The 13,833-nt window shown below is 38.0% G+C and carries 13 protein-coding genes; 7 read left to right on the top strand and 6 right to left on the bottom strand.

Annotated features, from left to right (window positions below; translation table 11 throughout):
• Positions 1–13: 13 nt before the first annotated feature.
• Positions 14–1,375, top strand: coding sequence for a magnesium transporter (mgtE, locus tag IGM04_RS10425; protein WP_002362548.1), 1,362 nt, complete (start codon positions 14–16; stop codon positions 1,373–1,375).
• A gap of 117 nt (positions 1,376–1,492) precedes the next feature.
• Here the strand turns inward: mgtE and cutC are convergent, their stop codons facing one another.
• Positions 1,493–2,122 carry a copper homeostasis protein CutC gene (gene cutC / locus IGM04_RS10420; protein ID WP_002359565.1) on the bottom strand — a complete coding sequence of 210 codons (630 nt, stop codon included), beginning with the start codon at positions 2,120–2,122 and terminating at the stop codon, positions 1,493–1,495.
• A 129-nt stretch (positions 2,123–2,251) separates the two neighbouring features.
• On the opposite strand from cutC, the gene IGM04_RS10415 reads away from it, so the two are divergent.
• The 4 genes from IGM04_RS10415 to recD2 all read left to right on the top strand — a co-directional run bounded on the left by IGM04_RS10415 (position 2,252) and on the right by recD2 (position 7,415).
• Entirely contained in the window at positions 2,252–3,097 is an 846-nt protein-coding gene (locus IGM04_RS10415; protein ID WP_002380669.1) for a methyltransferase domain-containing protein, read from the top strand.
• Positions 3,098–3,411: 314 nt separating this feature from the next.
• Entirely contained in the window at positions 3,412–3,918 is a 507-nt protein-coding gene (gene trmL / locus IGM04_RS10410; RefSeq protein WP_016616085.1) for a tRNA (uridine(34)/cytosine(34)/5-carboxymethylaminomethyluridine(34)-2'-O)-methyltransferase TrmL, read from the top strand.
• A 216-nt stretch (positions 3,919–4,134) separates the two neighbouring features.
• On the top strand, positions 4,135–4,779 hold the full coding sequence (locus tag IGM04_RS10405; RefSeq protein WP_086318014.1) for a histidine phosphatase family protein: 645 nt from the start codon (positions 4,135–4,137) through the stop codon (positions 4,777–4,779).
• Between the two features lie 26 nt (positions 4,780–4,805).
• On the top strand, positions 4,806–7,415 hold the full coding sequence (gene recD2 / locus IGM04_RS10400; RefSeq protein WP_002404854.1) for an SF1B family DNA helicase RecD2: 2,610 nt from the start codon (positions 4,806–4,808) through the stop codon (positions 7,413–7,415).
• Positions 7,416–7,481: 66 nt separating this feature from the next.
• Here the strand turns inward: recD2 and IGM04_RS10395 are convergent, their stop codons facing one another.
• The gene (locus IGM04_RS10395) at positions 7,482–8,441 is read right to left on the bottom strand and encodes a diacylglycerol/lipid kinase family protein (protein WP_086318015.1); all 960 of its coding nucleotides are present in this window, start codon (positions 8,439–8,441) and stop codon (positions 7,482–7,484) included.
• A gap of 262 nt (positions 8,442–8,703) precedes the next feature.
• On the opposite strand from IGM04_RS10395, the gene IGM04_RS10390 reads away from it, so the two are divergent.
• Entirely contained in the window at positions 8,704–9,210 is a 507-nt protein-coding gene (locus IGM04_RS10390) for a QueT transporter family protein (RefSeq protein ID WP_086318016.1), read from the top strand.
• Positions 9,211–9,447: 237 nt separating this feature from the next.
• Positions 9,448–10,653 carry an aminoacyltransferase gene (locus IGM04_RS10385; RefSeq protein WP_002385715.1) on the top strand — a complete coding sequence of 402 codons (1,206 nt, stop codon included), beginning with the start codon at positions 9,448–9,450 and terminating at the stop codon, positions 10,651–10,653.
• A 56-nt stretch (positions 10,654–10,709) separates the two neighbouring features.
• On the opposite strand, the gene IGM04_RS10380 is transcribed toward IGM04_RS10385, so the two are convergent.
• From IGM04_RS10380 to IGM04_RS10365, 4 genes are read right to left on the bottom strand one after another with little or no spacing between them, the layout of a single operon-like run.
• Positions 10,710–11,345 (bottom strand): ECF transporter S component, encoded by a 636-nt coding sequence (locus IGM04_RS10380; RefSeq protein WP_002356501.1) that lies wholly within the window; start codon positions 11,343–11,345, stop codon positions 10,710–10,712.
• 3 nt (positions 11,346–11,348) lie between these two features.
• The gene (coaC, locus tag IGM04_RS10375) at positions 11,349–11,903 is read right to left on the bottom strand and encodes a phosphopantothenoylcysteine decarboxylase (RefSeq protein WP_002365039.1); all 555 of its coding nucleotides are present in this window, start codon (positions 11,901–11,903) and stop codon (positions 11,349–11,351) included.
• The gene (gene coaB / locus IGM04_RS10370; protein ID WP_002381480.1) at positions 11,900–12,673 is read right to left on the bottom strand and encodes a phosphopantothenate--cysteine ligase; all 774 of its coding nucleotides are present in this window, start codon (positions 12,671–12,673) and stop codon (positions 11,900–11,902) included. The genes coaC and coaB overlap by 4 nt, the downstream gene beginning before the upstream one ends.
• Positions 12,674–12,688: 15 nt before the next feature.
• Complete coding sequence (locus IGM04_RS10365) at positions 12,689–13,681, bottom strand: YhdH/YhfP family quinone oxidoreductase (RefSeq protein ID WP_002356506.1); 993 nt, start codon at positions 13,679–13,681, stop codon at positions 12,689–12,691.
• Positions 13,682–13,833: the final 152 nt, after the last annotated feature.

Raw genomic sequence — 13,833 nt, 5'->3', positions numbered from 1 at the left:
GGGAAAGTGTAAGATGAATGAAGGCCAAGAAATGGAAGAGCAATTTGCCCTTCTTTTAGAAACGCTAAAAAATCAACAAATGAACGAATTTCGTGAGCTATTTTTAGCGTTACACATTTATGAACAAGGACAATTTTACCAATCGTTAGATGAAAAAGACCGACAACATTTATACAATTACCTATCTCCGAAAGAACTAGCGGATATGTTTGATGTTATCGAAGAAGATAATGAGAATATGAAAGATTATTTAGCTGAAATGCGCCCAAGTTATGCAGCCGATATGTTAGCTGAGATGTATACCGATAATGCGGTGGATTTACTAAATATGTTAGATAAGAGTCAAAAGGCGAAATATCTTAGTTTGTTAAGTAGTGAAGAAGCAGGCGAAATTAAAGAGTTACTTCATTACGAAGATGAAACTGCTGGGGCGATTATGACCACCGAATTTGTTTCGATTGTGGCGAATCAAACAGTGCGTTCTGCGATGTACGTCTTAAAGAATCAAGCGGACATGGCGGAAACAATCTATTACGTTTACGTAGTCGACCAAGAAAATCATTTAGTCGGCGTTATTTCGTTGCGGGATTTAATTGTTAATGATGATGATACCTTGATTGCTGATATTTTGAATGAACGGGTTATTTCAGTTCATGTTGGCGATGACCAAGAAGATGTCGCGCAAACAATTCGTGACTATGACTTCTTAGCTGTGCCAGTTACAGATTATGATGATCATTTGTTGGGGATTGTAACAGTTGATGATATTATTGATGTTATCGATGATGAAGCCGCTAGCGACTACTCTGGTTTAGCCGGGGTCGACGTTGAAGAAGTTAGTGAGAACCCTTTAAAAGCCGCTTCTAAACGATTACCTTGGTTAATTACGCTGCTGTTTTTAGGGATGTCTACGGCCTCGTTAATCAGTAATTATGAGTCGTTAGTTAGCGAAGCGAGTATTTTAGCCGTTTTTATTTCTTTAATTACCGGAACAGCCGGCAATGCCGGAACACAATCATTGGCGGTCGCGGTACGCCGTTTGGCTATGAAAGATGAAAAGGATAGTAATTTTGGTCGCTTAATCTTAAGTGAAGTGCTCACGGGACTAGTGACGGGTGCTGTGACAGGTTTAACCATTATGATTGTGGTTGGCGTGTGGCAACATAATCTTCCGCTTGGATTTGTGATTGGGATGGCAATGCTCTGTGCAATTACTGTGGCGAATTTAGCAGGGAGTTTAATCCCAATGTTAATGGATAAATTAGGGTTTGATCCCGCAGTTGCCAGTGGCCCGTTTATTACTACCTTAAGTGATTTAACCAGTGTATTAATTTATTTTAATATTGCCAGCATGTTTATGCGTTATTTTGTTTAAAAAATTGCACTTATTTATCATGAGACTGAGGTAAAAGGATTCGTTGGTTTGCTTGAAATCAAAAAAGTGAGATAGCCGTTAATACGACGGCTACCTCACTTTTTTAGATACAAGAAATTAAACAATTTTTGTGCCATGGACTTCTGTGACTTTTAAAGTGTCCATCACAGTTTGAACGTTTTCTGTGGAAATACCGCCACCTGGTAAAATAAGAATCCGTTGATCTGCGTAGGCAATTAATTCTTTTAAATGATCAAAGTTGTCTTCGATAGGGGTACCAGCTGGCCCGCCATGAGTTAAAATACGCGTCACACCACGCTCAGCTAACCAGTCGATCGCCTTAAATTGGTTTTCTTTCGACAAGGCATCAAAAGCCATATGGAAAGTGATTTGCAAGCCTTCAGCTGTTTCAATGAATAAGTCCAAAGCTTCTTCATCTAACCAACCGTCCTCAGTTAAACAGCCAATAACAATGCCGTCGGTTCCTAATTTCTTTGCTTCGATTAAATCGGTATGCATAATTTTTAATTCAATATCATTATAGACAAAATTGCCGCCACGAGGACGAATGATTGTCATCACTGGTACAGAATGTTCGCCAGCGTATGCTAAGACTTCTTCAATAACACCAGTACTTGGCGTCGTTCCACCCACGGCTAAGTTATCGCATAATTCGATGCGATTCGCACCTTTTTGAATGGCTTGGGGAATCTTAGTGAAATTTTCGGCACAGAATTCTTTAATCATTTCTTATCGCTCCTTGCTTTTTCTTCACAGGCATTGTACCATAATTCTGCTTACTACCATAGCCCTGAAAAAAAGAGTGCAACTTTTTATAAGAGAAAATGTTCATTTGATGAACGTAAGGAGTTTTAAATGTTAAAGAAAATTGAACGAGCACAACAATTATTGAAAAAAGAAGCAGCCGTATTTCGCTGTCCAACTTGTCATGAACCAATGCATGTAGAAGGGGTTGGTCTGATTTGTCAACAGAGGCATCAATTTGATTTATCCAAGAAAGGCACGCTATACTTTCTAAATCATGGCGTTCAGACAGAATATAATAAAAAAATGTTTACTTCTCGAGGAAAAATGATTCAAAGTGGCATGTACGCGCCTGTTTTAAACAAAATTATGCACTATCTTCCTCAAAATAAAACAGTAGTCGATGTTGGTTGTGGTGAAGGGAGTTTTCTTGCTGAGTTAAGTCAAGCAGGCTTATCTGGACTGAAAATCGGGTTTGATTTATCAAAGGAAGGAATCTATTTAGCAAGTAATCAGCCAATTGATGCGTTTTGGTGTGTGGCGGATTTAACGAATTTGCCATTTGCGGATCAAGGGCTTGATACGATTTTAAATATTTTTTCTCCTTCACATTATCAAGAATTTCGGCGAGTACTAAAAGCTGACGGGACTGTGATTAAAATTATTCCTGAAGAGAATTATTTAAAGGAATTACGAGCGGCTTTTTATCCCAATGACGAAAAGAAACAAAGTTATTCCAATCAAAAAGTAGTCCAACGTTTTGCCGAGGAATTAGCAGTGGAAGTAGATGAACGAATAACTTATTGCTTTGACATTCCCGAGGAAAGACGGTTGGATTTATTAGAAATGTCGCCATTAGAGTGGCAAGTTTCTCAAGAAGTTAAAGCCGAGCTACAACAGCGACCATTGGAAAAAATCACGATTGACGTCCGCTTGTTAGTAGGTCGTAAAAGATAGACTTTTTTGTGAAGAAAATCCTAAAAAAGTCTTGCAATAAAGTGACATTGGTGTTATATTACTTACAAGTTGTTTTTTCATTGGTTTTTATCAGGGTCCTGTTCTGATAAAAGTTAGTGAAGAGACCTTCACTAACGTAACGACTCGCCGTGCTAGACACCGAGACGGTACGTTTTTTTTATTGGTTAGAATAGCTGCCGCCTGACATCATCGCGTCATGCGGTTTTTTTTTTTGAAAATAAGTATTGTGGGCGCTATTTATTTTGAATTTATGCTAAAATGAACACGATTGATATTTGAGGAGCTGAAGATAGTTGACGAACCATATTGTTTTATTTGAACCACAAATTCCAGCAAATACTGGAAATATTGCACGGACATGTGCAGCGACGAATACACCGTTGCATTTAATTGAACCTTTAGGATTTTCAACAGATGATAAACACTTAAAACGTGCCGGATTAGATTATTGGAATGATGTAAATATTACGTATCATAAAGATTTGGCTGCCTTTTTAGCCCATGTGGCAGGCAAACACTTGCATTTAGTAACCAAATTTGCTCACCAAACATACAGCGAGGTCAATTATAATGATGGCGGGGACCATTATTTTCTTTTTGGAAAAGAAACAACGGGCTTACCAGAAACGTTTATGCGAGAAAACGAAGAAAAGTGTATCCGAATTCCTATGAATGATGAACATGTGCGCTCATTGAATCTTTCTAACACTGCCGCACTAATTGTTTATGAAGCCTTACGTCAGCAAAATTTTCCGAACTTAGAACTGACGCATCATTATGAAAATGATAAATTGGATTAAAAAAAGTTAAGACAGTAGCGCTTTTTTCAAAAATGTCAGAAGAAAGTGGTTTTATTTTTACTGTTGCCCAATTTCCGAGCCTAGAACAAAAAACAATTTAGATTTTTGTTCTAGGCTTATTTTGCTTGGATTACTAGAAACTTCCATGGATATTTTCGCAGGGAAGTGATAAACTAGAAAGACATATGAAGAGATAAAGAAGTTTGGAGAAGTTACATGAAATTATATTTTACACGACATGGAAAAACTGAATGGAATCAACAGAAACGATTTCAAGGAATGACAGGAGATTCGCCGTTATTACCAACTAGTTATGACGAAATTAAACAATTAGGCCAATATTTACAAGATATTCCGTTTGAAAAAATTTATTCTAGTCCGCTATTACGTGCCAAAAATACTGCGCGGGGAATTCAACAAGAATTGAATCATCCAGTTGAAATTGTTTATACAGATACCTTAAAAGAATTAGGTTTAGGTCGTCTAGAAGGACAATATATTGAAGAAATGCGTAATTTTTATGGAGAAGAATTAGATCATTTACGGCATCGTTTAGATTTGTATGATCCAACAATTTTTGATGGTGAACCAATCGAGCAAGCGATTCAACGGATTTCAGAAACAGTTGCTGAAGCGGCGAAACAGCACGAAGGTCCAGTTCTATTTGTCGGACACGGAGCAGCGCTGACGGCGGCAATCCAAGCGATGGCTGGTAAACCATTATCAGAATTACGGACAATGGGCGGGCTGTTAAACAATAGCCTCTCAATCCTTGAAACCCAAGAGGCATCAAGGAACATGCCGTACGACTTAACGTTATGGAATGATACGTCTTTTTTAGCTAAAGAAAAAGCACAATAAGCACACAACAGAAAGGAGGGCTTGTAGTGGTAACACTTTTTGGTGAGGACGAAGAAAAAGCCTTTATTGTTGGAACTGTACAAGCAATCTTTTTTGAAAATCCCAGTAATTTTTATAAAGTCGTTCTTGTAAATGTGACCGATACAAATACAGATTATTTAGAAAAAGAAATTGTAGTAACTGGAAGTTTTGGCCAAGTTCAAGAAGAGGAACCCTATCGTTTCTTTGGTCATTTTGTGGACCATCCTCGTTATGGCAGACAGTTTCAGGTGGATAGTTATCAGCAAGAAAGACCGACTTCGGCTAGTGGGGTGGTTAACTATTTATCAAGTGACAAATTTCCTGGCATTGGTAAACGAACTGCTGAAAAAATTGTTGAAGTATTAGGGGAAAGTGCGATTGACCGAATTATTGATGACCCGAGTGTTTTGGAAGAAGTTACTGTTTTAAATGAAAAAAAACGTCAAGTAATCGTCGAAACAATTCGCTTGAATCACGGGATGGAGCAAGTGATTGTGGGACTAAATCGATACGGCTTCGGTAGTCAGTTAGCTTTTTCAATTTATCAAACCTATCAAGAAGAAACCCTTTCTGTGATTCAAGAAAATCCTTATCAGTTAGTTGAAGATATTGAGGGAGTCGGATTTAAACGAGCGGACAATATTGCTGAACAAATCGGCATTCAGGCGGATTCTGCTGTTCGAATTCGAGCGGCGATTTTACATGAAGTGTTTGAACACTCCATTCGCTCAGGCAATACGTATGTTCAAGCAGATGTTTTGTTAGAAGAAGCGATTCGGACCTTGGAAGCAAGTCGCCCAGTGGAAATCTCACCTGATCAAGTAGCCAATGAAATCATTACGTTAGTCGAACATGGAAAAATCCAACAAGAAGAGACTAAACTTTTTGAGAACAGTCTCTATTTTTCTGAATGGGGCATTGGTACTTCGATTCAGCGTTTACTTTCTCGTAAAAAAGAAATTCATTATGAGGAAGAAGAAGTCCAAAAAAATATCCGAATGATTGAGAAACGTTTAAATATTCAGTATGGCGACTCGCAACAAGCAGCGATTGAAGAAGCGATTAAATCGCCGTTATTTATTTTAACTGGAGGGCCCGGAACAGGGAAAACAACTGTTATTAATGGGATTGTCTCGTTGTTTGCGGAGCTAAATGGTCTTTCATTAGATCTCAAAGACTATACGCAGGAGATGTTTCCAATCTTGCTAGCGGCGCCAACTGGGCGAGCAGCGAAACGTATGAACGAAACGACAGGTTTACCTGCAAGTACCATCCATCGTTTGTTAGGCTTGACAGGTCGTGAAAAAAATCCGAGTTTAACCGCCAAAGAATTAGAAGGTGGTTTGCTAATTGTAGATGAAATGTCCATGGTGGATACTTGGTTAGCCAATACGTTATTAAAAGCTATTCCGACAAACATGCAAGTGATTTTTGTTGGTGATAAGGATCAGCTACCGTCTGTCGGTCCAGGTCAAGTCTTACATGACTTATTGCAAATTAACGAAATTCCCAAATGTGAGTTAAACGAAATTTATCGTCAAGGAGACGGTTCAAGTATTATTCCTCTTGCCCATGAAATTAAAGAAGGAAAGTTGCCTGCTGATTTTCAAAAAAATCAAAAGGATCGCTCGTTCTTTGCAAGTGATATTGGTCATATCGAAGAATACATTCGACAAATCGTCACAAAGGCAAAAGCAAAAGGGTTTACGCCACAAGATATCCAAGTTTTAGCGCCAATGTATCGTGGCGCAGCCGGCATTGATGCCTTGAATAAGATGATGCAAGAAATCTTCAATCCAAATGATGGTAAGAAAAAAGAAGTCAAATGGAATGACACCGTCTATCGGATTGGGGACAAAGTTTTGCAACTAGTCAATACGCCAGAATTAAATGTGTTCAATGGAGATATGGGAGAAATCGTCGGAATTACTTTAGCCAAAGACTCAGAGGACAAAGTGGACGAGTTGGTTTTACAGTTTGATAATAATGAAGTAACGTATAAAAGAAATGAATGGAATAAAATTACGTTATCCTATTGTTGTTCGATTCATAAAGCGCAAGGTAGTGAATTCCGCATGGTGTTACTGCCAATGGTTCATCAGTATAGCCGAATGCTGCAACGAAATTTGCTGTATACAGCAGTGACACGTAGTAAAGAATTATTAATTCTACTAGGTGAGGTTTCTGCTTTTGAAACATGTGTCAAAAACGAATCGGCTAGTCGCATGACGATGCTAAAAGAACGAATCGTGAACGCAGAACAAATGACCTTAACGACTAGAACTCAGTTAGAAGCCTATGAAGAAGGTTTAACGGCAGACCATCCATTTACTGAAAAGGAAACAAAAGCTGTCTCTTATGAAACTGAACAGCAATCAACGAAAGCCGATCAGATCAAAGAAACAGACGAGCAATTAGTTGACACAACGGTACAAGAAGTTTCACTATTTGCTGATGAAGGGGAAGAGTCAACCCCAGAAACAGCAAATAAAGCGACAAAAGTTGTCGAAGAATCATTACCAAAAGAACCACGACTAACAGTCGAAATTATTCAAACAAATGCTGTTGATCCAATGATTGGAATGAAGGATACGACGCCTTATCAATTTATGTGAGAAAAGGAAAGAGTGCCATAAGTCGTTTTGACTTATGGCACTCTTTTTCAACCTTAAGGGACTCAGTTAAAACCAAAACAAACGTTTTTGTGTGGTATAAACCATATCAATACTTCGTTTGCCTAAAATCTCGCCATCTGCGTGAATGGTTTGTGGAATCGTCGAAACAATTCGAATTTTGCTTGATTGAAAATGATGAAAATGCTTAGATTTCCCTTGTTTTTGGCGAAGCAATAGGAAAATAAGCCACAAAATTTTAAAAATATTGATTCGTTCCACGACAACTAAGTCCACGACTGCTTTGCGAGGATTGGCCGTCGGCATAATTGATACGCCCCCGCCAAAATAAGGATGATTTGTGACCGTACATAGGAAAGCACGATTAAATGTGTATTGTTTACCATTCATTTCAACTAAAATTGGAAAGCCTTTTTGTTTAAAAAAGACATGAATGATTGAAGAAATATAGGAAAGCGAGCCAAGCTTAAATTTATTTAAGGCTTTTTTTGATGACGATTCGTTGGTTTTTTCCACGATTGCCGCATCTAACCCTAAGCCAACATTATTGCTGGATAAGCCGATTTCTTCTTGGTTGGCTTCTACATAATGAATCGTTTGAATTTCTTTTGGTCGTCTGGTGCGCAGGATTTGATGCAATGCTTTATCAATATTCCTTGATAATCCCACCCCTCGTGCAAAATCATTTCCAGAGCCGCATGGAATATAGCTTAAAGGAATAGCTGAATCATATGGAAGTAATGAATTAATGACATTATGTAGTGTGCCATCGCCGCCTAGCACGACTAGGATTGGAAAAGTTGAAACGTCTAAGTCTTCAGACCAAGGAAGTAAAGTTGTTTCTGCAAGTTCCTTCGTCAATTCTTTTTCATGTCCAGCGTAATCAGTGTAAAGAGCCGTATATTTAAGTTCTTGTTGCTTGAGTTGTTGAATCACTTTTCTAGCGACTTTTCGGCCATTGCCGCTACTTGCCTGCTCGTTGATAATAAGATAGTAGTGAATGTTCATTGAGCTCCTCCTTTGAATCGCTATTGTCCATTATACCAGAGGGAGGAACTTCTGCGAATAAAGATTGCTTAAAAAAGTAAAAAATGACTAGAAAAAGGCACGAAACAATGCATGAGAGGTGAAAACTGCAAATAAGTGCAAAGTAAAACAGGGCTTTCATTGACTATTTTGACTTTCCATATTAGAATGTGAACTGTTGCAATTGTAACCAAGGTTCATCAACCATCCCTTGTAAAAAAACTCGGAGAAAGAAGGAAAAAGTATGCAAAATTCGTTTCAAGCCAATCGAAAGCTAAGAACAGTCTTAGCCAATGGTATCATTATGGGCTTATATATTGTCCTCTCTTTATTGGTTCGGCCAGTTTCTTCTGGTATGATTCAATTTAGAATTTCAGAAAGTTTGAATCACCTAGTCGTTTTCAATCGCAAATTGATTTGGGGTGTTTTAGGCGGCGTTATCTTTTTTAACTTATTTTTTGGTTTCGGTGTAATGGATGCTCTGTTTGGTGGTGCGCAAACATTATTTGCGTTGAGCTTAACAGCTTTTTTACAAAAAAAGGTACCAAGTATTCCTGTTAGAATGTGTCTAAATAGTCTATTTTTCACTGTAAGTATGTTTTTTATTGCCTTTATGCTAGTACCAAGTGGCGGTCAAGCATTTTGGACAACTTATAGTTGGTTAGCATTAAGTGAAGCGATTATTATGACGATTTCAGCACCAATCATGTATTTTATCAACAAGTCATTAAAATTTGAAACACGTATTTAATTGAAAAGATGTGGATAGAAATGATTCATCCTTTGAATGGCAGTGAAGAAAAGTGTCGTTGCTATTAGTGAGCTAAGTGATAGAATGAACTGTTTCTACCTCGTCTTTTTTACATAAAGAATAAGATCTACATTTTTTCTAAAAATTTTCATGTAAAACTTTACTAGTCTGTTGGAATACACTATGATAGTGTAAGATAAACGGACTATTGGAAAGTCACAGCAGAGGAGTTTGAACATGTACACATTTAAAATCGGTATTCCGGCAGAAGTACACGATACATTTGTTAAAAATCACCCATTATGTAATTTACTACAGTCATCTTCATGGGCAAAAGTCAAGGATAACTGGGGTTCTGAAATTGTTGGGGTTTATGAAAAGGATACATTAGTCGCATCAAGTTTAGTTTTAATCAAACCATTACCAGCCGGTTTTACGATGTTATATACACCAAGAGGTCCAGTAATGGACTATACAAATGAACGTTTGGTCAGCTACTTTATGGCTGAATTGAAAAAATTTGGCAAGAAAAAACGAGCTTTATTTATAAAAATGGATCCAGCGGTTCACTATCAAGATTTTCATTTGGGAGAAGAACATCAACCGCATGCTGAAGCGACAGCTATTATTGAGACCTTGAAAAAAGCAGGGGCCAAATATCAAGGACTGACAATGGATATGGGGGCCACCATCCAGCCCCGCTTCCAAGCGAATATTTATCGTGAAGATTTTAGTGAAGAACAATTGTCAAAAAGCACCAAGAAAATGATTAAAACAGCTGAAAAAAAAGGGGTCGTTGTGCAGCAAGGGCATGTTGACTTTGTTGATGAATTTGAAAAAGTCATTCAATCAACCATGGAACGCCAACATATTTCTTTACGGAATAGTGATTACTTTAAGAAGCTGTTGAACATTTACCCAGAAGACTCCTTTATTATGCTGGCGCAAGTCAATTTAAAGGAACGCTTAGATAGCACGCGACAACGCTATGACAAAAATCAAAAAGACTTGAGTAATTTGAAAGAAAATCAAGTGAAAAAGCGCCATAATTTAGAAGAATTAGATGCTTCCTTGACTCGGGAACTAAAAGAATTAGAAGAAAATATCGCAGAAGCTGGTGAAATCGTCACGGTTGCTGGCGCCTTGGCTGTGACATTTGGTCCAACAAGTGAAATCCTTTATGCTGGCTTAGATGATCGTTATAAACGCTACATGCCAACATATGTGACTTGGCGAGATGCCATTCAAGAATGTTTTAACCGTGGCTGCGAAAGCTGTAATATGGGCGGCTTAGAAGGTAGTTTAAATGATGGCTTAATTAAGTTTAAAGCGAACTTCAACCCAACGATTAATGAATTTATTGGGGAATTCGATTTACCGGTTAATAAATTATTATTTAAAGCCAGTGAATATGCCTATAAATTACGAAAACAAAAAAAATAAATAAAAAAACACATGGACTAAAAATCAAACTTGATTTTTAGTCCATGTGTTTTTTTCTATAGTTTTTGCGTTGCATTCCGTTTCATTAAGCGAAGCAAAACGCTAGCAATTGCTGAAGCAGCTACACCAGCAACAAGAGCTTCTGGCACACCAGAACTGAAAATCGTCGCAATAATAGCTAGGTAAACAGCAGTTCCAGCTTTACCAATAATTTCAGCATAAGCTGAATTAAAAAGAAAATAAATCATGTTCATGACTAAAATGGTATTCGTTGCTGAGCCTAAAACACCAGCCACAAATAAGGAGACAGGTTGCGCTTTTTCCTTCGTTAATTTATTTAGCCATTTGTAAGCGAAATAAGGAACGACCCCAATTAAAATCCGCGGAATGAGAACAATTAAAAGAGCCTTCCAACTACCGTGATCGGTACCAATCACGGGAATAAATGGAGAAAAAACAAACGACAAAGGTGTTGGTGCTGTCGTATTTTTAATTAAGCTAATGATCCCAAACGTGCCGCCCAACATACTACCGATTTTTGGCCCTAAAACAATGGAACCAATAATTACAGGAATATGCATCGTGGTCGAATTTAAAGGACCTAATGTGATAAATCCTAGCGGGGTTAAAGCCAGTAAAAGTAAGATAGCTAAGAACATTGCTGTTAACGTAAATTTTTTCGTGTTATTCATAAATTACTCCTTGTTATCAGATGCTAAAATTTTCATCACTGTTTGAAGGATATCTTCAACAGTGGCAAGTGCGCCACGACCATAATCGCCACAAGCTAATAGAGCTTCACGTGGGATTATTTCTTGATAGCCGACTTCTTTTAAAATGCCAATATTTCGTTGGACAATGGGGTTTTGGTACATATACGTATTCATCGCGGGCGCAATAATTTTGGGTGTTTCAGGATAAAGCGCCAAAGCAACTGTTGATAATAAGTCGTCGGCAATCCCATGGGCTAATTTCCCAATTGTATTGGCCGAAGCAGGTGCTACTAAAAATAAATCCGCTTTTTTAGCTAACTCAATGTGATTAATTTTACTGGGATCAATTTCCATCATGACATCCGTATGCACTGGATTCTTAGAAAGTGATTGTAAGGTCAGCGGAGTGATGAACGCTGTGCTACTTTTAGTCATTAAAATTTCCACATTGTAGCCAAGCTTAGTTAGTTGACTTGTAATATCTGCTGCTTTATATGCAGAAATGCTGCCAGAGACGCCTAATAAAATAGTTTTCATTGTTGTTCTCTCCATTTCTTTTCAACATTTTTAACGATCATTGAACCAATCCCTTGTTTTGAACAAGCTTCTTGGACAATGCCCGTTTCGTTAATTAATAATCCTTCGTGTTCTGTTTCATGAACGTTCATCAAGTCATTGGCTAAGACAAAGTCACACCGATTTTTAACCAAAGCGGCTTGTGCAACCTGGACAAGTTCTTCTTGTGAAACGTCGACAAGTAATTTAAAGCCCACTAAAACAGTTTGGGGTTGCTTGTCACGAATCATTTGGATGACTTTAGGATTTTTCTTTAGAAAAATTAATAATCGGTCCGTATCAGATGAAATTTTTGTTGCTGTTTGAGGAATATCAGCAATCTGATTCAATGTGTTTTGAACGATAGTTGCCAAGGCTTCTTTGGTCTTTGGCAATGTTTGTTCGCTTAATTGTTGAGCAAAAGAATCAATAAATTGTTCTTCCGTTTGCGCGGCTTCCGTCGTAAAATCACTGACTGCCATTGCGTGAACAATCGCATCAAATTGCTTTTCAGCAAAGAGTTGTTCTAACGTAGTGGCTAATTCAACCGTTGTTTCTATTTCTTTAATTGATAAGTCCAATTGTTGGGTTGGACGTAATGCATGTTTGGTTGTTACGTAGGTTACGGTGTGTCCAGCAGCTAAAAAACTTTCAGCAATTGCTTTTCCTAGTCCGCCAGAAGAATGATTGGTAATCGAACGAACATTATCAATCGGTTCTGACGTTCCGCCAGCAGTAACTAAAACATCCATAATCAAAACGCCTCCTTAAGAAATTCGGACAATGGTCCGTCCAATATGTTGGCCTGCTTGTAATGCTTCAAAAACAGGGGGAAGTTCTTCTAAAGTAATCTCTTGATACACAGCTTTTTCAGTGATGTCTAAATCAGTGGCAAGACGTTGCCAGACTATTTTTCGTTTGTCCATACCAACATTAACCGAATCAATGCCCAATAAATGAACGCCCCGTAAAATAAAGGGTAAAACGGTTGTCTCTAATGTAATTCCAGCAGCGCGGCCACAAATGGCTGAACGGCCATCATAACGAAGTTGTGGTAAAACAGCAGAAGTAATTTCCCCACCAGTGGTATCAATTGCAAAAGCAAAACGCTGTTTCATCAATGCTTTAACAGGAGTTGCTAAGAAATCTTCTACTAATAAGCATTCACTAACACCTAACTCTTTTAAAAGCTCAAAAGAATCTGGCTTTCTAGTTAATGCAGTGATTGAAGTGTAGCCTAATTGATGCAACATCGCAATAGACAATGTCGCAACACCGCCTGTCGCACCAGTTACAATAATGGGGGCTTCTTTGTCGTCGCGTAAGCCATCGTCTTCTAAAGCTGTGACAGATAATCCGGCCGTAAAGCCAGCAGTTCCGAAGATCATTGCTTCTTTGAGACTCATTTTTTCAGGAAGTGGAACTACCCAATCGCCAGGAACACGCACATATTCAGAATAACCACCAGTATGACTAACCCCTAATTGATAGCCTGTTACGATCACTTTATCGCCTTCTTTGAAACGAGGATCTTCCGATGTGACAACAGTGCCACTGACATCAATTCCTGGAATCATTGGATAATTGCGAATCACACCGCCGTCTTTTTTTGAAGCTAAAGAGTCTTTAAAGTTAACTGAGGAGTAGGCTGCTTTGATTACTACAGTGCCTTCTGATAAATCGTCTAAAGTAATGGTTTCTAGTTGACCAATAACAGATGTATCTTGTTCTCTTAACGTAAATGCTTGAAATGAATTCATATAAAAACTCTCCTTCCAATTATGTAAAAAAGCAACTCGTCTTATTTTATCATATTCTGATTTTTTCGTATCATTTTTCTTCTTATAAACAGTAAGTTATACAGAAAAGAAAGATTGTGTGACAATTAGACTAGAAAAATAAAGAAAAATGG

It is taken from the genome of Enterococcus sp. DIV2385, assembly GCF_051711925.1.
GTDB classification, from domain to species: Bacteria; Bacillota; Bacilli; order Lactobacillales; family Enterococcaceae; genus Enterococcus; species Enterococcus faecalis.
The sequence above is the reverse complement of the archived record's forward strand: the minus strand, read 5'-3'. Positions and strand labels throughout refer to the sequence as shown.

What these genes read in the sequence shown, in the direction of transcription:
- mgtE (WP_002362548.1), top strand. Translation starts at nt 14, where the DNA reads ATGAATGAAGGCCAAGAAATGGAAGAGCAATTTGCCCTTCTTTTAGAA.
- cutC (WP_002359565.1), bottom strand. Translation starts at nt 2,122, where the DNA reads ATGATTAAAGAATTCTGTGCCGAAAATTTCACTAAGATTCCCCAAGCC.
- IGM04_RS10415 (WP_002380669.1), top strand. Translation starts at nt 2,252, where the DNA reads ATGTTAAAGAAAATTGAACGAGCACAACAATTATTGAAAAAAGAAGCA.
- IGM04_RS10405 (WP_086318014.1), top strand. Translation starts at nt 4,135, where the DNA reads ATGAAATTATATTTTACACGACATGGAAAAACTGAATGGAATCAACAG.
- IGM04_RS10395 (WP_086318015.1), bottom strand. Translation starts at nt 8,441, where the DNA reads ATGAACATTCACTACTATCTTATTATCAACGAGCAGGCAAGTAGCGGC.
- IGM04_RS10390 (WP_086318016.1), top strand. Translation starts at nt 8,704, where the DNA reads ATGCAAAATTCGTTTCAAGCCAATCGAAAGCTAAGAACAGTCTTAGCC.
- IGM04_RS10385 (WP_002385715.1), top strand. Translation starts at nt 9,448, where the DNA reads ATGTACACATTTAAAATCGGTATTCCGGCAGAAGTACACGATACATTT.
- IGM04_RS10380 (WP_002356501.1), bottom strand. Translation starts at nt 11,345, where the DNA reads ATGAATAACACGAAAAAATTTACGTTAACAGCAATGTTCTTAGCTATC.
- coaC (WP_002365039.1), bottom strand. Translation starts at nt 11,903, where the DNA reads ATGAAAACTATTTTATTAGGCGTCTCTGGCAGCATTTCTGCATATAAA.
- coaB (WP_002381480.1), bottom strand. Translation starts at nt 12,673, where the DNA reads ATGGATGTTTTAGTTACTGCTGGCGGAACGTCAGAACCGATTGATAAT.
- IGM04_RS10365 (WP_002356506.1), bottom strand. Translation starts at nt 13,681, where the DNA reads ATGAATTCATTTCAAGCATTTACGTTAAGAGAACAAGATACATCTGTT.